This is a genomic window from Nostoc sp. (genome assembly GCF_036917815.1).
Taxonomy (GTDB): Bacteria; Cyanobacteriota; Cyanobacteriia; order Cyanobacteriales; family Nostocaceae; genus Nostoc.
Map to the genome: position 1 here is coordinate 1 of NZ_JBALEK010000002.1, position 20,770 is coordinate 20,770.

The following is a 20,770-nucleotide window of genomic DNA, read 5'->3' on the forward strand; positions in this document are numbered from 1 at the left end:
TTGGTACTCTGTACAAGAATTGGCTGTTAAAAGTAGTATTAGTGCTAGCGAATTTTTAGAGGAATTAATTAGAAAGCATTGCATCAAGGCAGGCTAAAGCCTGCATCGTGGTTTTCATCCCCTGCCTGAAGTACGAAATACGCAACTGCGTTGCTGTTTCTCAGGGGTTTTCAACCTACCCTTTATAATGCGTTGTTTACCACCGCAGCCATCGCTACCTTGAAACTGGCTGACTTGGTATTCTCCCTCAATTAAAGTGTAAAGCGAGACAGTTGGTTGTTTAGGGTTGCCAATAAATCGCCTACCGCCTAAAACCGCATAGTCTACAATCCAGTATTCTGGGATGCCTACAGCCTCATAGTCAGCAGCTTTTTTTAAATAATCATCACGCCAATTGCTATTCACTACCTCAACTACTAAAGGTATTGATTCCGCTTGGCTATATTGCTATAGGAGGAGTTGCTAGGACACCAACCATAGAAATTCTAGAAATTTTAAAAGAAGTTTATCAACATTTAACAGCCAAAACTAGATTACTTAGATTTTTTTTAGCTTATCAGATACCTTGCTGGTTTAGGGGAATTACAATTACAAATTCTGTCCCTTGTCCAGGAGCAGAAATGCATTGTAATTTTCCCCCATGTTTTTGGGTGATAATCTGGTAACTAATAGATAAACCTAACCCAGTACCTTTACCAATTGGTTTAGTAGTAAAGAATGGTTCAAATAAGTGTTTTTGTACCTTTTCTGGAATGCCTGTACCATTGTCGCTAATGCCAATAATTACCTGATTTTCGCTAGTAAGTTTAGTATGAATGCGTATTTGAGGAGTAGGGACTAGGGAGTTGGGAATAGGGAGCGCTTTTTGTTCTACTCCCCACTCACCATTCTCCACTGCCTCTTCTAAAGCATCAATGGCATTTGCCAGAAGATTCATAAATACTTGATTGAGTTGTCCAGCATAACATTCTACTAATGGCAGTTCGCCGTACTCTTTAATGACCTCAATTGCTAGATAGTTAGATTTAGCTTTGAAGCGATGTTCCAGAATCGTCAACGTATTATCTATCCCCTCATGGATATTCACAGCTTTCATCTCTGCTTCATCTAATCGGGAAAAGTTTCGCAGAGATAGGACAATTTCTGTGATTCTTTCGGCTCCAACCGTCATAGAAGTTAGCAAGCTTGGCAAGTCTCCAATCAGAAAATTTAAGTCGATGGCTTCTGTTTCTTCTTGAATTTCCGTTACTGGATTAGGATAGTTTTGCTGGTACAATTGCAGCAGTCCCAGTAAATCTTGGATATATTGATTTGCAAAATTGATATTGCCATAGATAAAGTTAACTGGGTTGTTGATTTCGTGCGCTACACCTGCTACTAACTGCCCCAAACTGGACATTTTTTCACTCTGCACTAGTTGAGATGCTAGCTGTTTTGCCTCTTGACGCAATTGTGCTTCTGAGTATCGCAATATCTGCTCTGCTTGTTTGCGCTGGGTAATGTCGTGGAGAATGACGACATACTCTTGAAAATCCTGATGTGGTCGGTCTGAGATGGAAACTTCCAGGGTTCTGTTTTTCCCATTGGCAACTAGGGTTTGTTCGCTACGCTTTGCCCACTGCTCTGGATGGTAGACTAATGCAGGTAGCCATAAGTTGAGGTGATTTCCCCGCATCTCAGATGAGTTAACACCAAAGAACGATTTAGTGGCTGGGTTAGCTTGGCGGATAATGCCTTGATCGTCTACCACTAAAATAGCATCTTGGGCAACAGTAAATAGGTGTTCGGCAGCTTCTCGGGCTTCTGCGATCGCCACCACTTGCGGTAAAGTTGTCCAACAGGCGATCGCTACTCCCACAAATGCTACACTCATCAGCAGCACCACAAAGATATTTTCACCCCCCGCACTTGTCACTTTATTAAGTTTGACACCAAATAACCAGCCAACTCCCACGGCGCTACACAGTAAAAAAATTAGGATGCTCACCTGAAGAATTACTGAGTCTTTAATGATTACCACAGGGCGTGTGCGATATCGCCGCATCCACCAACTGGGATGGAATGGAGCGAAATTCACACGGCGAATCACCGCATCAATTCCCAGGACACCAATGGGAAAGAACAGCCCAATCAGCAAGTTGAGCCAACCCCAGGCAAATCCGCCCACCAGCAGCACCACAACTTCTAACAACAGAATACCCAGAGATAGGCGAGGGAATAAAACTTCGGGGCGATCGCGCCGCAGCCAAAGCCCCAGATGCAGTAACATAAAGGAGACAAACCAACCCACGTTACCAACAGCCACGATTTGCGCGACATCTCCCCAAATCAAGTAGATTAAGCACAACACCAGTGTTAATGTCAAGGCTGGGACAAACACACCCCGACGGGAGACAACGGAAAATACTGGTGAGATGTGGTTATCTAAAGCCAGTTGATACAAAATTCGTGGGCAATTAGAAACCACAGTTGCCGAACCTAATAGACAAGCAGCTACGAGCAAAAAAGAAACACTTAAACCAGCGAATTTTCCCCAAAAGGGCTGAGAAGCCGCCACAAGATTTAGGAAAGCATTGTCTTGAAGGTTGGGATTTGTTGCTAACCGCATCACTACCCAAGACCCTCCCAAAAAGATAGGGGGCATCATCCAAGCCGCAACGTCTAGAAAGCGTAACGTTTGGGTAGGATTGCGGCTATCGGCGACAAAGGAAGAAGCCGTTTCACAGCTATAGGTTGCATAAGTGACGAAAAAGAACCACTTTGCCCAATCCACAAAGCTCAAAGATGACCAAGTGCTAGGAAAAAACCCAGGACTAATCGGAGAAAACGCTAACCAACCAAGACCTTGTATACAGAAGGTGATTAGCAGTCCAAAGGCTGGAATTACAAAAAACAAATGTAAAATACTCAGGGCGCGAGTCCCACTAAACGCCACGATAAAAGGCAACAGTGTAAAGCTGATATCCAGAAATATGTCTGGACAGCTAATACCCAACGCCTCCAAATTCACTTTAATTAAATCTCTGAGTACGATTGTATTAACTGACAGGTAGGAAACCCAATTCAGGAGGTATCCAATTGCTGCATAGCGAGCTAATCCTGGGTAGTTTTGCAGCAGCTTAGTAGCATAGTTGGGTGTTCCTCCAGCCACATTTATGAAATGCATACCTAAGCGTTTTACCTGATAGTTGAGCAGCATTCCCAAAATCACCGCAGGTATCCAGACAAAAATAGCTTGGGGACCCAGAGCTGCATGAATTGCTGGAACCAATGCTGTCCAAGAAATATGAGCTGTCAAACCAAAGCCCCAACTTTCAACAGCACTCAGGCTTCTAGTCAAGCGAGGGTAAGAATATTCGCCTAAAGTGGGATGAGGAGGATGGGACATGATTGGCAATGTTGGGTGGGATACTGTAATTAACCTTATTAGCTAGAGTTCCCATCTACTAAGTGTTCTGAACAGAGACTTTCTAAAATTAGCGTTTCAAATTTCATCTGTCTACAGTTAGATTTATTAAGGAAGAATAATATGGATTCAGTTGTAGTTGATAAAATTCGTGGTGTCATTTTCGGTCAAGCCATAGGAGATGCTCTGGGTTTTGGGACAGAATGGATACCAAAGTCTCAAGTTTGCAAAGAATATCCAGATGGGTTGAGCAGCTACAGTCAAATTGTTCGCTATCACAATGTAAGTGGTTGGACTCCTGGTGATTGGACAGATGATACTGACCAGATGCTGTGCATTCTCGATAGTTTGTTAGAAAAGCAGCAAGTTGAAATACTTGATATTGCGGCACGCTTTCATCATTGGGCAGTTACAGACGGTATGGGTATGGGTCAAACTGTTTATTCTGTAGTCCACTCTCCTAATTTTTTAGATAACCCTCATTTGGTTGCAAAGCAGATTTGGGAAGCATCTGGGCAGAAAGCGGCTGCCAATGGCGGTGTAATGAGAACTTCTGTGTTGGGTATTTGGGAATATTCCTTTCCTGAAAAAGTTAGACACAACGCCGAGCAGGTTTGCCAAATTACCCATTACGATCCTCGGTGCGTTGGTTCATGCGTGGCGGTAAGTCTTGCAATTAGCGCTTTACTACGCCAAGAAATTGATATTGACTCCTTAATGCAATCCATAGCGATTGTCGTGCAAGAATACCATCCGTCTATTCAAGAGTATTTTGAGAAAGCCGCAACTTTGTCTTTAGAAGCACTAGATTTAGACGAAGGTTTAAACCCTGGAGAAAAAGGTGGAACTGGGTACACCCTCAAGACAACGGGGGCTGGCTTTTGGGCACTTCAACACGCAAAATCTTATGAAGATGGGATTCTCCAAATTATTCATCAAGGGGGCGATGCCGACACTAATGCTGCTGTTGCTGGAGCTTTGTTAGGAGCGCATTTTGGGTACAAAAACATCCCCCGACAATGGATAGAAGAATTGGTGTACAAACAAGAATTAGAAAGTCGAGTAGACAAGCTATTAAATTTGGCACAACAGTGGCTCTGATGTTCATGATTATAAAAGACCATTTATAAAGTAAACCTTAAATTGTTGGGTTTATCATGCAACAAGTCTTGTCCTAGTTAAATAGTAAATTATAAATATGAAAACTGGAAAAGTTAAAGTTAAGACTAGACCTGGAATTACTGATGATCTGATCCATGATTATCTGACGACGCATATCGGTTTAATAGAAAATTCTTATATTTGGGGTACGCCTAAATTGAACAGAGGGCTAATATATGTTGTGGATAAAAATGACATTTATATGTTTTTAGTTGAAGATGATCAATGGAATGCAATATATATAAGGTATCTTGAAAAAATGGGAGTTCCTGTTTTTGAGGATTCTTTAGAAGCTGATGAATATGGAAAATCCCTGTTAGAGAAGGCTAATAAAAAATCACCATAAATTGATTGTCAATTTTTTTATTTAGATAAGACCAGCCCTTTCAAGGTGGTGAAATTTGGAACCAAGATTGGTTATTTAAATCTTCAAAAAGCCCAAAATCTGAGCGGATGATTCAAGATGCTAGCACTGAAACAACGTATCTTCGTTGGCCACCTTGAAAGGGCTAGTCCTAGGATATAAAAAAGAAGTTTTCGGTATAATACGACAAGAGGTGCTTGTAATGCTTGATATATCTAGATTTAGAAAAAGATTATACGGAAAAATTCCGTATAATAAATAGTTCTGTCGCTTGCGTGCGGCGTTGCTGCATACGTTAAAATAAGATTTATGGAACTTATGGATGAAGTCGTAGCTAAGTGGATACAAAATAAACAAATCGCTATAGTTGGTGGCGGTCCCGGTGGACTAACCTTAGCACGACTTTTACAACTCAAAGGTGCAAACGTAAAAGTGTATGAACGAGATTTTAATAAAGATGCTCGTATGGTAGGCTCGCCGCTTGATATGCATGAAGGGTCGGGAATGGCGGCTTTACGCAAAGCAAATTTATTAAGCGAGTTTAAAAAGAATTTTCGTCCCGGTGCCGATAAAATGGTTATCGTGAATGAACGTGCAGAAATATTTTTTAGCGACCACGAAACCAAACCTGATGAAGATTTTGACAGTGAACATTTTCGTCCTGAAATAGACCGTGGTCCATTACGAAATATGTTGCTGGAATCTTTACAACTGAAAACAGTTGTGTGGGACAGCCATTTGATTTCAATGGAAAAACAAAATGTGGGCTGGTTGTTGCATTTCAAAAGCGGTTCATCTGCTTACGCAGATATTGTCATTGCTGCTGATGGCGCCAATTCTAAAATCCGTCCATACATCACAGACGTCAAAGCTTTTTATTCAGGCATTACAATGCTTGAAGGCAATATTTATGATGCAAAAAAAGCAACGCCTCATATTTATAAATTGCTGAATGGCGGAAAAATAATGGCTTTCGGAAATACAAAGAATTTATTGATGGGTCTCAAAGGCAATGGTGACCTAACTTTTTACGCAAGTTTCAAAACAGATGAAAACTGGGCAGCAAATAGTGGCTTAGATTATTATGATAAAACACAAATGCTGGCATGGTTCAAAGAAGAATATTCCGAATGGAGCAGTATCTGGTACGAACTGTTTGAAGATGCAGCCACACCTTTTATTGGGCGACCCATTTATTGTATGCCTTTGAATCAAAACTGGGAAGCCCAGCCCAACTTAACCATGCTCGGCGATGCCGCACATGTAATGCCGCCCTTTGCAGGAGAAGGCGCAAACATGGCTATGCTTGATGCTTTGGAATTGAGCCAGTGTTTGTGCAACGAAAATTTTAGTGAGATACAAACTGCTATTGCTTCTTACGAAAACCAAATGAGAAAAAGAGCGGCTGAGGCAGCGCAGCAGTCTTTAGAAAATGGAGATCGGATGCACAGCGCAGGCGCGCTCGAAAAAATGCTGGCGTTTTTTGGCGCGAAGTAATTTCTAATCCTGAAAAAAGAAAGATATTTGCTTTACAATTGCGCCGACTTACTTAAATTGTCAATACTTAAGTCTTAAATCATTCTGTTTGAGGGCGATCGCTCTATAGTTTGAAACGACCGAATTCCGTCATACACATGATGCTTAATTTGTATAGTGCGTAAGTCCGATATAATTAGGAAAGGTTATATAGCAATCTTCACAAGGTTTAGATCCCCGACTTCTCTAAGAAGTCGGGGATCTTGTTGTTCACGGCAATATTTGACTGATGAAATCTCTAAGTGCAGTTAACTAACGTTTTGTTCTTTTGCCAGAAGTGCTATATTGGCACTTGACCTGACCGAGTACAAACTATGCATCAGCCCACAGAACAGCAAACTCCAGGTGTTGTACTCAGTACTACAGGAGAGGACGGGGAAGTAGGGAGAGTGGGCAGATGAACAAAAATACTGGGACAAGTGGTGTTTTTTCCCTGTTGAAAGCCGTACCTCTAAGTTTAATTCTGGTAGGGTTGTTTCTCCTGCAAATATTGCTAGCTGTGGGATTGACTGCATACTTATCAATCGACAACGGGCAAAAAGCAGTAAATGAGGTAGCTACCGAATTGCGCCATGAAGTTGCTAATCGAGTCGAGCAGAATTTACAAACTTATCTTTCAACCCCGCGTCAGGTACTACGCGGGAATCAAAATATCATTGATATGGGGTTGCTGAAGATAGAGAATCTGGCAACCTGGGAGTCATATTTAATAGAGCAGTTAAAGATTTTTCCAGATGCGTTGGCCTTAACGGCAAGCAATGAACAGCAAGAATATCTAGCGGTGGAGAAGCTCAACGATCGCCAATTTTTACTCAGAAAAGCTGGGAAGTCAACTGGTTACGACCTTTACACCTACAAAATTGACTCTCAAGGTCAACGTACCCAACTACCAGAGGTGATTAAAAACTATGATGCGCGATCGCGTCCTGATTATCAAACAGCAGTTACCGCCAAAAAATTCAGCTTTAGTCAGATTTTTACACCTCGCACTGAACCAACACTTCTGATTAGTGCTTCTCTTCCTATATATAACTCCCAAGATGAGTTACTCGGAGTCAACAGCACTCTCATTCACTTATCACAAATTGGAGATTTGCTGCAAAACATCAAAGTTGGCAAGTCTGGGCAAAGTTATATTATCGAGCGATCGGGGCTATTAGTAGCAAGTTCCACAACCGAAGAACCATTCCGCTTACAAAATGGTAAACCCATTAGGTTAGCAGCTTCCCAGAGTAGTAATTCTTTTACTCAAGCAACCGCTAAATATTTAACAACTAAATTTAGTAACTTTGACCAGATTCCAAGTTTACAGCAACTAGATTTCTCGTTTGACGGCAAACGACAATTTTTAGAAGTTAGACCCTTCAAGGGCGAAGCAAATGTCAATTGGTTAATAGTAGTGGCTGTCCCCGAAGCAGACTTTATGGGACAAATTGATCGCAACACTCAAACTACAATTTTTCTCTGTGTGGGAGCATTGGGACTAGCTATTTTAATGGGGATTTTTACCGCCCGTTGGATAACTCAGCCAATTTTGGACTTCAGTACCGCGACAAAAGATTTAGCCGATTTTACCAATTATGAAGACTCTGTGGTGAAAGTACAGGGTATTAAGGAACTAGAGGTGCTGAGTGAATCTTTCAACGAGATGGCCCAGCATTTACGCAAAACTTTTACCGCACTGACTACCAAAAATGAAGAGTTAGAATTGCAAGTTAAGCAGCGAACTCAAGAACACATCAACAGTGAGCAAAAACTGGGACAGCATCATCGAGTACTGGTAGAGCTGGCAAATCACAAAGGGATTTTTGAAGGAAATCTGGAAACAGCATTCAAAGTCATCACCGAAAAAGCCGCTAACGCTTTGGAAGTAGAGCGAGTGGGCGTGTGGTTATTCAATGGGGATGCCGTTCGCGGAGCGTCTCGTAGAGAAGGCGGGCTGCGCCAACGCACCAAACTACAATGTATAAGTCTCTATGAACGTAGCAACCAAAGACATTCGGCAGGTTTAGAACGCAACCTTGCAGATTATCCCATCTACTTTAAAGCCTTGGCATCTAGCTATACCATCGCCGTCAGTGACACTCGCACCGATCCACGGGTACGGGAATTATCTGATGAACTATTAGAATCAAATAACATTGTATCCCTAATTGATACCTCTATTTGGGTTGGGGGCGAAGTGGTGGGAACAGTATTGTATGAACAGGTTGGTATTCCTCGGATATGGGAACTGAGTGAGCAAAACTTTGTTAGCTCAATGGCGGAATTTGTCGCCCTAACTTTAGAAATATGCGATCGCAAACGTGCAGAATCCGATCTGCGTGAGGCTAAAGAAACTGCCGAAGTAGCAAATCGTGCCAAAAGCACCTTTTTAACAAACATCAGCTATGAACTGAAGACTCCCTTAAACTCCATTCTGGGAATTACAGAATCACTCCAAGATGAAGTATACAGCCTTGTGAGTGAAGAACAGCGCCAATCTCTAAATATTCTGGAATCTAACGGTAAGAACCTACTAGAATTGATTAACCAGATCCTTGACCTTACCGATATTCAATCCAGCAAGATAGAACTGCAACTAACTACTACTTCGATTCAGGGAATATGTGACTCCAGCCTGAGTTTTGTCAAACAGATGGCGTTCCAGAAAAATATCCGACTGAGGGCACAAGTACCTGAAGAACTCGAACCCATCCAAGTCGATGAACGCCGTATTCTCCAAGTATTTATCAACTTGCTGACTAACGCTATCAAGTTTACTAAAGAAGGAGGTGAAGTTTGGATTGAAGTCCAGCCAAATTCCACAAATGAATATATCTTTTTCAGTGTGGTAGATACGGGTATTGGAATGCTTTCTGATGACCTTTTTAAATTATTCCAACCTTTTGTGCAGGTTGAAAATGCCTCTACCCGTCGTTCTACAGGCACTGGTTTAGGATTAGTGATGGTGCAAAAAATTGTCGAGTTGCACGGTGGAACTGTTCATGCCGAAAGTCAGTTAGGAAAAGGTAGCCGATTTACGGTAAAACTTCCTTGGAAAAAGGCGGGGGAGTGGGGAGTGGAGACTTCCAAATAACAACCTCTAACCAAACGCGAATATAGCGGTTCTTGTTTGAATGCAATACACTTTGCCTCACTTCCATTCCTCACTTCCTTTAAGGTTACGGTGTACACACAAGTCTGAAATAGTTGATTAACCTAGGTTTTACCCCACCCTAACCCTCCCCGATATATTGGGGAGCCACTGCTTTGCGGGGGTTCCCCCCGTTGTAGCAAGTGGCGTGAGGGAACTGGATTTCTTGTTTCCCCCCAATACATCGGGGGGATTTCAGATTTTCACATTTGTTTGACGAATATATGACAAACTTATGACGCAGATGTGACGAGATTTATTATGGTGCTTAAAAGTAACAACTTCTTCACTTGTTGTATATAAAATTAATAATATTCTGGATGATTTTATCTTAATATCGGAAAACACTGATATTGTAAGGAAACAATTGTTCGCTACTGATGTAACGAAGATAACTTCCTCTTGACTCCTTGACGTTTTCCCCAATATCAGGATTTTTGATATTAAAAAACTGTGGTCAACCTCTTGTTGAAAAACGTCGTTGATACTACAGCAACTATTTTAATGTGATGGGCTATCAGTTTCGAGACAATCACGCTCAAGTGTATTAGAGACAAATACTTTCAAATTTTTCCTGAAAATTGAGTTGGGGTTGTTTAACAATACTTACCTTAATGGAGGTTTTACTTAGTGGGTAACAAGAGAAGCAAACTAAAAAATATCTTATTTAAGGCTTGTAGTTCTTTGAGAAAAAAGAGCCTAAATTGCCTCAACATATTTGGCTATTTGGTAACAAGCTTTTGGAGCTTTTTTGTGAAGGCGGTATCTACCCCAGTCAAGAAAGGCTTTTTCCGGGTTAAGTCTCAGCAATTCTCCACAATCAAGAAAATACCGACGACTGTTGAGCAAAGTCAGCAAGTTAACAAGTTGGTACGATTGCGACAGCGTTTGCGTGAAAAAGAGTGGAGGCGCTACGGTTACTTACTACTGCTAGGCAAGGGAATGGCTATCATCATGCTGTTCATGGTATTTGTCATCATCCCCAATTTGATGGGAACACCAGCTCTGGCAGCCGATCCAGTACTCAAAGGCAATGACATTGTTAACCCGATTAATACACTCTGGACACTGCTAGCGGCCTTCCTAGTATTCGCAATGCAGGTAGGTTTTACGATGCTGGAAGCAGGTTTTTGCCGCTCTCGTGAAACTGTCAACGTCTTGATGGAGTGTATCGTTGACACCTGTCTTTGCGGTTTATTGTTCTATGCATGGGGCTTTGCTTTCATGTTCAGTCATGGTAACGGCTTGATTGGACTAAATTGGTTTTTCTTGCAAGGTGCGCCCGCAACTTATGAAACTACAGGCGTAGCATTTCTGGCATTCTGGCTGTTTCAGTTCGCTTTTGCAGACACCTGCTCAACTATTACCTCTGGGGCGATGATTGGGCGGACAGGGTTTATTGGCGATATTCTCTACAGCATTGGTGTTTCTGGATTCATCTACCCAATTATCGGACACTGGGCTTGGGGACCAGACGGTTTTCTGGCAACGATGGGCAGCAAAGACACTTTCTTGCCTTTCTTAGGAATTGGCTTCCATGACTTTGCCGGCTCTACAGTTGTTCACACCATTGGGGGATTCATTGCCCTGGCTGGTGCGATCGTTCTTGGGCCACGTTTGGGTCGGAGATTTAAGCGCGACGGTGGCGGGCCAATGTTACCCCATGACCTTGTAATTGCTGCTTCCGGTGGTCTGATTCTGTGGTTCGGCTGGTACGGTTTCAACCCCGGCTCGACACTCTCAGCAATGGACTTTGTGGGGACTGGACGGGTTGCCGCTAATACTACCTTGGCAGCGTGTGCAGGTGGTTTATCGGCACTGTTTTTTGGATATCCGAAAACCAAAAAGTGGGATTTGAGCTTTACAGTCAACGGTTTCTTGGCGGGCTTAGTTGCGATCACTTGCCCTTGCTATTGGGTGAATCCAACAGGTTCTATCATTATTGGGGCGGTAGCTGGCGTAGTTGTAATTCTAGGCATAGACCTCTTGGAATGGCTTCGGATTGACGATCCGATTGGTGCAGTTCCTGTACATGGTTTTTGCGGGATTTGGGGAACGTGGTCGCTAGGCTTGTTTGCCACTGGTGAATTCGGCGCGACTGGCCCAATCTCGCCTGATGTCTCTGCACCCTTACGAGGTCTGCTTTATGGTGGAGGGATACAAGTGTTGAGCGCACAAGTTATCGGCAACCTAATTATTACTGTGTCTACCTTTGCGGTGGCAATGGGGTTGATGTATTTGGTAAACTTGACTGGGACACTGCGTGTATCGAAAGAAGGCGAATTGTCAGGTTTGGATTTACACGAGCATGGCATCCCAGCCTACCCTGAATATGTCATTAGTTCATCAGCGAACCCTGACAGTTATCCATTAGAATCCAAAAAATAACAGATATTTTCCTGAGTAGGGATATTGTTTGCACACTGCCCGTCCCCAAAATCCATCTTTGGATTAATTGCCTTTAGCCCCATCTTCCCGACTCCCCACTCATGTCACTAGCTTCCTTCCTAGCGCGTCGTTCGTTCCACTATGGCTGGCTCGTCGCAGGTTTAACATTCCTAGCCTTGCTGGTGGCAGCCGGAATTCGCTCTGCGCCTGGAGTTTTTATAGTGCCTCTAGAACAGGAGTTCGGTTGGAGTAGAGCAACTATATCTTTGGCAATCTCCATTAACTTAGTACTTTACGGATTAATTGGCCCTTTTGCTGCCACAGTTATGGAGCGGATCGGCATTCGCCGGATGATGGTGTTCTCCCTTGCCGTCATTGCTCTCGGTGTCGGTTTAACCACTTTGATGACAGCTTCCTGGCAGCTAGTCTTGCTATGGGGTGTAGTTGTCGGATCTGGTAGTGGAGTTATCGCCCTGGTTTTGGGTGCTATTGTTGTCAATCGCTGGTTTTTGTCAAAGCGGGGTCTAGTTCTGGGCATCTTAACTGCCAGTACAGCTACGGGGCAACTGGTGTTTTTACCCATACTGGCCTCAGTCGCCGATCGCTTTGGTTGGCGAACTGCGGCTCTGGCTCTGACTGGTGCTGCACTTCTAATTATTCCAGCGATCGCAGTCTTCATGCGCGATCGCCCGACGGATGTCGGTTTGCGACCCTTTGGCGACAACAGCGAAACGGTGGAAGTGTTAAAGCCAAAAGTGAATTCCATCGCCTCTACTCTCAACGCTCTCTGGCTGGGAATGCGTAACCGCGACTTCTGGCTGCTATTTGGTAGCTTTTTTATCTGTGGTGCTAGCACAAATGGGTTAATTGGTACTCACCTGATTCCTGCTTGTATTGACCACGGTATCCCGGAAGTCAAGGCTGCGGGGCTTTTGGCAATTATGGGACTATTCGATTTTTTGGGAACTACTATGTCCGGTTGGCTATCTGACCGATGGAACAATCGCTACTTATTGTGCTGGTACTACGGATTGCGGGGTTTGTCTTTGATTTTCTTACCCTTCAGTTTCAACTTTTCCTTCTATGGACTTTCCATTTTCGCCGTCTTCTATGGACTTGATTGGATTGCCACTGTACCACCAACAGTCCGTCTGGTTGCCAACATCTTCGGTAAAGAAAATGTCGGCGTGATGTTCGGTTGGATTGTCGCCGGACACCAGCTTGGTGCAGCCACAGCAGCATTCGGAGCCGGAGTGTTGAGAACTTGGACGGGTAGTTATTTACAAGCGTTTATTTTATCAGGCGTTCTCTGTCTGATTGCCGCAGTTTGTGTACTGCAAATTGGTCAAAGTCCCACTAAGGGCAATTCACAATTATCTTCAGTTACGCTCAATTCTTAATCTATAAATGTCTTAATCGAATGGCACTAAAAAAAGCTCTAAGCTAGGCAGAATAAGCACTACAGGTTTAAAATATGGCAACAACAGCTTTAATTGTCGGTGCAGGTAATGGATTGAGCGCTTCTTTAGCTCGTCTATTTGCTAAAGAAGGAATCACCGTAGCTTTAGCGGCTCGCCAAATTGAAAAACTTGCTCAATTGAGTAGTGAAATCGGCGCAGTTAGTTTCGCTGCTGATGTTTCAAAGCCAGATCAAGTAGAACAGTTATTTATTGATATTGATCATAAAATCGGTTCCCCGAATATTGTCATTTACAATCCCAGTTTCCGGGTACGGGGGTCTCTTGTCGATCTAGACCCTGGCGAGGTGGCAAAAACCCTAGATATCACTGCTTATGGTGGCTTTCTTGTAGCCCAAGCTGCTACCAAAAGGTTTTTGCAACTTGGCGGCGGTGCTATATTTTTTACTGGAGCCTCAGCCAGTGTCAAGGGTTATCCTCTATCTGCTCCCTTTGCAATGGGTAAATTTGCACTACGTGGTTTGGCTCAGAGTATTGCTAGGGAATTAGCACCAAAGAATATCCATGTGGCGCATTTCGTGATTGATGGTGCAATCCGTTCAGCAGTTCGCCAAGATCCATTAGATAATCCTGATAGTACTCTTGACCCCGATGCGATCGCTCAAACTTATCTCAGCATTCTTCGCCAACCCCGCAGTGCTTGGACGTGGGAAGTAGAACTACGTCCGTGGGTAGAGAACTTCTAGCCTAGACAATTGTTACAAGAATAGTTTTGCAGGTATGAAAATTGATTTTGGTGCAACTGCTACTGATTATGCAAAACACCGCGCTGGCTTTCCCAGTTCATTATTTAACAAACTGTCTGAATATGGCATAGGTTTACCAGGGCAAAATATTGTTGACCTTGGTACGGGAACAGGAACACTAGCACGGGGCTTTGCCGATAGAGGTGCTTATGTAATTGGCATCGACCCATCAGTTTCACTGTTAGAACAAGCAAGACAGTTAAGCGAAGCTGTCCAACTCCAAGTAGATTATCGAGTCGCAACTGCCGAGAATACCGAGTTACCAGACGCCAGTGCTGATGTGGTGACAGCTGGGCAGTGTTGGCATTGGTTTGACCGTTTGCGTGCCGTCCAGGAAATTACTCGGATATTGAGAGGAAATGGCTCGATCGCGATCGCACATTTTGATTGGATACCCTTAAAAGGTAATGTAGTTGAAGCAACAGAACAACTAATCAAAGCTCATAATCCCGCGTGGAATATGGGCGGCGGTAATGGCTTGCATCCCCTGTGGTTACAAGACATTGGCGAAGGAGGATTCCGAGAAATCCGCACATTTTCTTACGATGTATTTGTGTCTTATACACACGAAGACTGGCGGGGAAGAATTCGTGCTAGTGCGGGCGTGGGAGCCAGCTTAACACAAGAATTGGTAGAAGTATTTGACCAAGAATTGGCAACATTACTCGCAGCCAAATATCCCACGCCAATTCTTCAGGTTCACCATAGAGTTTGGGCTGCGATCGCCAAATCACCACAATCTTAGTACAACTCTGCGTACCTCTGTATTCCTACCCTGCGGGAAGGCGAGGCGCCTAGGCGTTTAAATTACCACCCTAAATATCAGGAAAAATCATCATGATTGAACTTTACTATTGGACAACCCCAAACGGTCATAAAATTACAATTCTTTTAGAAGAAATCGGCTTACCATACACCATAATTCCTGTGAATATTGGGGCTGGGGATCAATTTAAACCGGAATTTCTGAAGATTTCTCCTAACAATCGCATCCCCGCGATCGTTGACCAAGAACCATTAGATGGAGGTGCGCCAATTTCGGTATTTGAGTCTGGTGCAATCTTGCTATATTTGGCAGAAAAAACCGGTAAATTAATCCCCCAAGATTTACGGCAGCGCACTCAAGTTTTAGAATGGTTGTTCTGGCAAATGGCAGGGCTAGGGCCAATGGCGGGACAAAATCATCACTTTAGTACTTATGCTCCCGAAAAGATTGAATATGCCATTAACCGCTACGTAAATGAAACGGGGCGCTTATATGCAATACTAAATAAGCAACTAGCAGATAGAGAATTTGTGGCTGGCGATTATTCCATCGCTGATATTGCTGCTTATCCCTGGATTGTGCCCCATGAACGCCAAAGTCAAAACTTAGAAGATTTTCCTAATATCAAGCGCTGGTTTGAGACAATTAAAGCCCGTCCAGCAACAATTCGCGCATATCAGAAAGCCGAAGCATTGACAACTCAAGCGCTTGATCCTGATAAATCACGAGATTTGTTATTTAACCAGTCAGCGAAGACTATTCAGCCAAGATCCTTTTGAATTGTCTGGGGTTCACTTCCCCTACTTAACCTTGGGGGCGGGGGCGGTCGCAATGGTAAGGATAAAGCCACTCACATTTAAAAAGTCCGTGGGTATGTTTTTCAAAAAAAGTTCCAGCGTGTCGTCCAGGTAATATGTCAATCCCAGCCTTGGTTTTAATTTCGTACAGCCAAGGAAAAGCGATTACTAAAACACTGACAACCGCGAAGATGTAGAAAATCGTGGTTCTAATTTTGGGCAATCTTCGGGAATTGCTGTTGTGGTTTTGAGGCATAATATCCGTGAACAACTAAGGATCGATCTTACCCTAAAGCTGAAAATGTCGTCCGAAGCGGGGATCAATCTTAGACTTCTTGCATAACGCTCTTTTATTACTCTCATCAGATTAAATTTGAAACCCTATTTTGACGTTAGTCCGCGCAGGCGGACTTTGCTTGTGTAGCCGCGATTTCTAATCGCCTGGATTATTCTCTCTCCAGAGTCATAGAAGAGCGATAAATCAAAAAAAGAACCCCACCCGGCATACAGGTCTTCCGTGTATACACTTAAGCCTGTTACAACTGTGTAGCCAAAATCTTGACCATGTAGATAAACATGAACGAGGCTATAAAAATTTACCAATTGAGGAAAATGAATCCTACAAATGGTTAGCATCGGCATCGGGTAGTCACAGATGTTTTGAAGCGGGTGGGGCAAAAATGGTAACTCACATTGGCGATGCCTAGTAGTCTGTCAAGAACTAATTGACGAATAAGTTTTCTGTAGAGACGGCGATTGATCGCGTCTCTCTAACCGTCAAAATGAATTTGACAGACCACTAGGTTGGGCTACGCCTACGCGAATCCGAATCTAACCGATTGACTGACGATTGCTGACCACACAGTTGTTTGCTTAGAACAGACACCGCGAGTAATACAGAGCGGAGGGATTAACCACGACCCCAATCGCGATCGCGTTCATAGCGACGCTTATTTTCACGAATGTTGCGAAGGTTATTCTCACGCTCAAAGCGGCGATTATTCTCACGCTCAAAGCGGTGGTTTTTATCGCCCTCAAAGCGGCGATTATTCTCACGCTCATTACGGCGATTATTATCGCGCTCAGAATCACCATCTCTGCGATCGCGATTCTGACCTTCGTAGTTCCGATCATTGTTGCGTTGATAGCCGTAGTTATCTAACTCAGCAACATAAGACACTGGTGTTTTAGCATCAGCTTTTGGAGAAATAGCCAAAGCTGAAGCAGATGCTATCAAGCCGGCTAGCAAAATAGAGGTAAAGCGGTTCATGATGTGAGGGGAAAGTTGTTAAGAGTAATTTATGCAAGTCTAGTCTGTTTACGAAGAGCAGATTCCACAAGTCTTTGAATAAATTCTAACAGTCTTAAGTAACTCGAAAAGTTTTCTTGGGTGCGATGATTGAGAAAAGTTTTGTTGTCTATGATACTTTCTGACTTTTCACGGTATCTGGAAAACCTCGCTTCTATTTCTCTCTCCTTTTAGGAGCTACGGTGTACACACAAGTCGGAAATAGTAGTCTGTTAAGGAATAATTGACAAGTAGATTCTCTGTAGAGACGGCGATTTATCGCGTCTCTCTAACGTCGCGTCTCTCTATATCGCGTCTCTACATGAGGGCTTTCTGGCTTATGCCATCTTGCCATTGGTGTCAACTTAAGATTAAATCCCTTTAAAAACTCGTTTCCAGCCTCTGGCTGGAAATGCTATTCATTGCGGCTCTGCCGCAAGGCTTGAGGCGGAGCCTCAACGACGGGCATTCCCAGTCTCTGACTGGGTAACGAGACAACCTCTAAAAGCTAGTTCTAGAGTGGCTTATAGGTTAAGTTGACACCAATGGCATCTTGCCCGCCCTAATTGTGGGATGGGTGTCCCCACCCGTCCCACAAAAAATTTGGGATGTTTTTTTATTTGGAAGTCCCTAATCTCGATTATTATGACCATCATTGCTATATTTTTTACCTATGGTTAATAGTACTGACTTACTCGCAAACCTCTACAACGCCTTTAACCCCTTTGAACCCTTACCCGCAGGCGATCCAAAATATGTAGATTGTCAGGATGTGCGGGGAGATGCCGATATTTTGCAAGAATTGGGAAATCGGATGCAATTGGCAAATACAAATACTTGCCAATTGTATTCTGGTCATCGGGGTGCGGGAAAGTCTACAGAATTACTCAGGTTAAAGAAGTATTTAGAAAATCGGCAATTTTATGTAGTCTATTTTGCGGCTGATGAAGAGGATATCGATTCTGAAGATGCCCAATATACAGATATTCTTCTCGCCTGTACCCGCCGTTTGCTCAAAGATTTAAAAGGAATTGCTAGTCCTCGCCCGATACTCGACTGGTTGAAAGATCGTTGGGTAGATTTAAAAGATTTGGCGCTGACTCCCATAGAGTTTGAGAAGATGGCTGTAGAAGTGCAGCTTGCTCAATTCGCCAAGTTGACCGCGAATTTAAGAGCTGTTCCTGAATTACGCCAGAAGATTCGCCAAAAAATTGATCCTCACACCGTCACTTTAATTCAGGTGTTAAATGAGTTTCTGGTGGATGCAAAACAGCACTTACCTAATGGCGACAATAAACTGGCGGTAATTGTCGATAATTTAGACCGGATGGTGTTAGTTAAAGACGGCGACGGCCGCACCAACTATGAGGAAGTCTTTTTAGACCGTAGCGAACAACTCCAAGCTTTAGATTGCCATTTGATTTACACTGTCCCCATTTCAATGGTCTATTCTACCAGGGCAACAGACCTCAGAGATATCTACGGCGACCCCCAAATTTTGCCGATGATTATGGTAAACACTCTCAAGGGAGACGTTTACCAGCCAGGACTCAAGAAAGTTAAGGAAGTAATTAACAAGCGAGTCCGGCAAATTGCACCCGAACTATCACTAGAGAAGGAAATTTTTGACAGTCCCCAAACCTTAGACAGACTTTGTTTAATGAGTGGAGGTCATGTGAGGAATTTGCTATTGTTAACTCAAGATGCCATTGGACGCACTGAAGAATTACCTGTTTCAGAAAAGGCGGTGCGACGAGCAATTACTCAAGCCAGAGATACTTATCGCCGCGCTGTGGAAGATCATCAATGGGATCTGTTAGCGAAAGTCTCTTGTTCTAAGCGGATTATTAATGACGACTTGTATCGGAGTTTGATGTATAACCGTTGTCTTTTAGAATACCGATATTTTGATGATGATGGAGAGATGCAGCGTTGGTATGATATTCATCCATTGATTCAAGGAATTCCAGAATTTAAAGAAGCTGTAGCAAAACTTTCATGAACCAAAATTTAAGTGATTGGGATGATGATTTACCCCCAGAACCAGAAGAAGTTTATCAAGATTTGCTTCGCGCACTGAGGCGTAAATCAGGATTTGGTTTGTTTTTTGTGCAATGTACACCTGTGGAAGCAGACAAATTTATTGTCAAACTTCCCCAGGAGATTCCGCAGAAGAAGATTGCAGTGCTGCGTTTTGTTGAGGCGATTGATAATTTATATCAGCCAGTAGCAGAGTTTGTTAAAGACAAGCAAATTGATATTTTATTGATTAAAGGTCTGGAATATTCTTTATATAAATATGAAAAAAGAAGTTTTGGGGAAATTACCGAAGGGCAATTTAGCAATTTAACTAGTGTTCCGCATATTTTAAATCACTTAAATCAACAGCGAGAACGCTTTAGAGATGATTTTACCATTAGCTTTATTTTTCTTTTACGTTCATTTTCGATAAACTATTTTATTCATCGCGCCCCAGATTTTTTTGATTGGCGTTCTGGGGTGTTTGAATTACCCACAACGCCAGAAGTGGTGGATGAAGAATCATCCCGTTTACTGGATAAAAAAGGTTATGAAGAATATTTCAAACTTAGTCGTGAGAAAAAAATAGAGAAACTTCTGGAAATAAAAGATATGCTGACAGAGAAATTCCAGACAGCAAGTCGAAAGCCAAGCTTACTATGTGAATTGGGAAATTTATTAATTACTGCTAACGAAAATGAAATAGCGATCGCATCCTATGATGAAGCAGTGAAAATTCAGCCTGATTATCACCAAGCTTGGTACAATCGGGGCATCGCACTAGGAAATTTAGGACGTTATGAAGCAGCGATCGCATCTTACGAAGAAGCACTGAAAATCAAGTCTGATTTTCATGAAGCTTGGAATAATCGAGGCAATTTACTAAGAAATTTAGGAAGTTATAAGGCAGCAATTGCATCTTATGAAGAAGCTCTAAAAATTCAACCTAATTTACATTATTTACATTTACTTTGGAACAATAGGGGCATTGCACTAGGAAATTTAGGACGCTATGAAGAAGCGATTACATCTTATGAAGAAGCACTTAAAATTCAACCTAACTACCATTTAGCTTGGTATGGTAAGGGCTATATTTTAGAAAAATTAGGACGTTATAAGTCAGCAATTACATCTTATGAAGAAGCATTAAAAATTCAACCTGATTACTATTTAGCTTGGTACGATAGAGGTATTGTGCTAGAGAATTTAGGACATTATGAAGCAGCAATTAATTCCTACGATCAAGTACTAGAAATTAAACCAGATGACTATTTAGCCTGGTACGCTAAGGGCTATGCGCTGGTAAATTTAGAAAACTACGAACAAGCGATCGCATCCTACGATCAAGTGCTGAAATTGAAACCTGATGCTCGCGAAGCTTGGTACAACAAAGCTAGCTGTTATGCCCTTCAAGGTAATATTGAGCAAGCACTAGAGAATCTACAACAAGCAATTAATCTGAGCCATGAAAAATATCGTGAGATAGCAAAGAGTGACTCGGATTTTGATAGTATTCGGGAAGATGAACGCTTTCAAGCATTGATTCAATAATCGCTATAAAGACTAAATTAATGTAGCGATCTCTTTCACACTCGCATTGAAAATACTATAGCTGTTCCCATTCAGATGAGGTACAACATTATATCGCAAGGTATAGGGGCACGGCACTGCCGTGCCCCTACGGG

At 42.8% G+C, this 20,770-nt stretch carries 14 protein-coding genes and 1 pseudogene; 11 read left to right on the forward strand and 4 right to left on the reverse strand.

The window, feature by feature from the left end:
* Window positions 1–114 precede the first annotated feature (114 nt).
* Window positions 115–441: pseudogene (locus V7K97_RS00260) on the reverse strand (Uma2 family endonuclease); the annotation flags it as partial.
* Between the two features lie 115 nt (window positions 442–556).
* A complete protein-coding gene (locus V7K97_RS00265; protein WP_334798709.1) occupies window positions 557–3,388 on the reverse strand; it encodes an ATP-binding protein in 2,832 nt (943 codons plus the stop codon).
* Window positions 3,389–3,529: 141 nt separating this feature from the next.
* Here V7K97_RS00265 and V7K97_RS00270 point away from each other — a divergent pair, with 141 nt between their 5' ends.
* The 9 genes from V7K97_RS00270 (at window position 3,530) to V7K97_RS00310 (ending at window position 15,760) form a co-directional block, all read left to right on the forward strand.
* Window positions 3,530–4,507: an ADP-ribosylglycohydrolase family protein gene (locus V7K97_RS00270; RefSeq protein WP_334798710.1), complete on the forward strand. Its 978-nt coding sequence runs from the start codon at window positions 3,530–3,532 to the stop codon at window positions 4,505–4,507.
* Window positions 4,508–4,604: 97 nt separating this feature from the next.
* Complete coding sequence (locus V7K97_RS00275) at window positions 4,605–4,913, forward strand: hypothetical protein (RefSeq protein WP_334798711.1); 309 nt, start codon at window positions 4,605–4,607, stop codon at window positions 4,911–4,913.
* A gap of 327 nt (window positions 4,914–5,240) precedes the next feature.
* Complete coding sequence (locus tag V7K97_RS00280; RefSeq protein ID WP_334798712.1) at window positions 5,241–6,428, forward strand: FAD-dependent oxidoreductase; 1,188 nt, start codon at window positions 5,241–5,243, stop codon at window positions 6,426–6,428.
* A 436-nt stretch (window positions 6,429–6,864) separates the two neighbouring features.
* Window positions 6,865–9,546: a sensor histidine kinase gene (locus tag V7K97_RS00285; RefSeq protein WP_334798713.1), complete on the forward strand. Its 2,682-nt coding sequence runs from the start codon at window positions 6,865–6,867 to the stop codon at window positions 9,544–9,546.
* 810 nt (window positions 9,547–10,356) lie between these two features.
* On the forward strand, window positions 10,357–11,991 hold the full coding sequence (locus V7K97_RS00290) for an ammonium transporter (protein ID WP_334798714.1): 1,635 nt from the start codon (window positions 10,357–10,359) through the stop codon (window positions 11,989–11,991).
* Window positions 11,992–12,092: 101 nt separating this feature from the next.
* Window positions 12,093–13,391: an MFS transporter gene (locus tag V7K97_RS00295; protein ID WP_334798715.1), complete on the forward strand. Its 1,299-nt coding sequence runs from the start codon at window positions 12,093–12,095 to the stop codon at window positions 13,389–13,391.
* 74 nt (window positions 13,392–13,465) lie between these two features.
* Window positions 13,466–14,155 (forward strand): SDR family NAD(P)-dependent oxidoreductase, encoded by a 690-nt coding sequence (locus V7K97_RS00300; RefSeq protein ID WP_334798716.1) that lies wholly within the window; start codon window positions 13,466–13,468, stop codon window positions 14,153–14,155.
* A gap of 34 nt (window positions 14,156–14,189) precedes the next feature.
* Entirely contained in the window at window positions 14,190–14,960 is a 771-nt protein-coding gene (locus V7K97_RS00305) for a class I SAM-dependent methyltransferase (RefSeq protein WP_334798717.1), read from the forward strand.
* A gap of 92 nt (window positions 14,961–15,052) precedes the next feature.
* A complete protein-coding gene (locus tag V7K97_RS00310) occupies window positions 15,053–15,760 on the forward strand; it encodes a glutathione binding-like protein (RefSeq protein ID WP_334798718.1) in 708 nt (235 codons plus the stop codon).
* A 25-nt stretch (window positions 15,761–15,785) separates the two neighbouring features.
* Here the strand turns inward: V7K97_RS00310 and V7K97_RS00315 are convergent, their stop codons facing one another.
* Both V7K97_RS00315 and V7K97_RS00320 read right to left on the reverse strand, forming a co-directional pair.
* Complete coding sequence (locus V7K97_RS00315; RefSeq protein ID WP_334798719.1) at window positions 15,786–16,034, reverse strand: hypothetical protein; 249 nt, start codon at window positions 16,032–16,034, stop codon at window positions 15,786–15,788.
* A gap of 654 nt (window positions 16,035–16,688) precedes the next feature.
* Complete coding sequence (locus V7K97_RS00320; protein WP_334798720.1) at window positions 16,689–17,048, reverse strand: hypothetical protein; 360 nt, start codon at window positions 17,046–17,048, stop codon at window positions 16,689–16,691.
* A gap of 691 nt (window positions 17,049–17,739) precedes the next feature.
* Between V7K97_RS00320 and V7K97_RS00325 the strand changes: the two genes are divergently transcribed.
* On the forward strand, window positions 17,740–19,068 hold the full coding sequence (locus V7K97_RS00325; protein WP_334798721.1) for an ATP-binding protein: 1,329 nt from the start codon (window positions 17,740–17,742) through the stop codon (window positions 19,066–19,068).
* Window positions 19,065–20,636: a tetratricopeptide repeat protein gene (locus V7K97_RS00330; protein WP_334798722.1), complete on the forward strand. Its 1,572-nt coding sequence runs from the start codon at window positions 19,065–19,067 to the stop codon at window positions 20,634–20,636. The genes V7K97_RS00325 and V7K97_RS00330 overlap by 4 nt, the downstream gene beginning before the upstream one ends.
* The last annotated feature ends 134 nt before the right edge of the window (window positions 20,637–20,770 follow it).

Excerpts from the sequence above, each read along its gene's own strand:
- V7K97_RS00265 (WP_334798709.1), bottom strand. The coding sequence starts at position 3,388 with ATGTCCCATCCTCCTCATCCCACTTTAGGCGAATATTCTTACCCTCGC.
- V7K97_RS00270 (WP_334798710.1), top strand. The coding sequence starts at position 3,530 with ATGGATTCAGTTGTAGTTGATAAAATTCGTGGTGTCATTTTCGGTCAA.
- V7K97_RS00275 (WP_334798711.1), top strand. The coding sequence starts at position 4,605 with ATGAAAACTGGAAAAGTTAAAGTTAAGACTAGACCTGGAATTACTGAT.
- V7K97_RS00280 (WP_334798712.1), top strand. The coding sequence starts at position 5,241 with ATGGAACTTATGGATGAAGTCGTAGCTAAGTGGATACAAAATAAACAA.
- V7K97_RS00285 (WP_334798713.1), top strand. The coding sequence starts at position 6,865 with ATGAACAAAAATACTGGGACAAGTGGTGTTTTTTCCCTGTTGAAAGCC.
- V7K97_RS00295 (WP_334798715.1), top strand. The coding sequence starts at position 12,093 with ATGTCACTAGCTTCCTTCCTAGCGCGTCGTTCGTTCCACTATGGCTGG.
- V7K97_RS00300 (WP_334798716.1), top strand. The coding sequence starts at position 13,466 with ATGGCAACAACAGCTTTAATTGTCGGTGCAGGTAATGGATTGAGCGCT.
- V7K97_RS00305 (WP_334798717.1), top strand. The coding sequence starts at position 14,190 with ATGAAAATTGATTTTGGTGCAACTGCTACTGATTATGCAAAACACCGC.
- V7K97_RS00310 (WP_334798718.1), top strand. The coding sequence starts at position 15,053 with ATGATTGAACTTTACTATTGGACAACCCCAAACGGTCATAAAATTACA.
- V7K97_RS00315 (WP_334798719.1), bottom strand. The coding sequence starts at position 16,034 with ATGCCTCAAAACCACAACAGCAATTCCCGAAGATTGCCCAAAATTAGA.
- V7K97_RS00320 (WP_334798720.1), bottom strand. The coding sequence starts at position 17,048 with ATGAACCGCTTTACCTCTATTTTGCTAGCCGGCTTGATAGCATCTGCT.
- V7K97_RS00325 (WP_334798721.1), top strand. The coding sequence starts at position 17,740 with ATGGTTAATAGTACTGACTTACTCGCAAACCTCTACAACGCCTTTAAC.
- V7K97_RS00330 (WP_334798722.1), top strand. The coding sequence starts at position 19,065 with ATGAACCAAAATTTAAGTGATTGGGATGATGATTTACCCCCAGAACCA.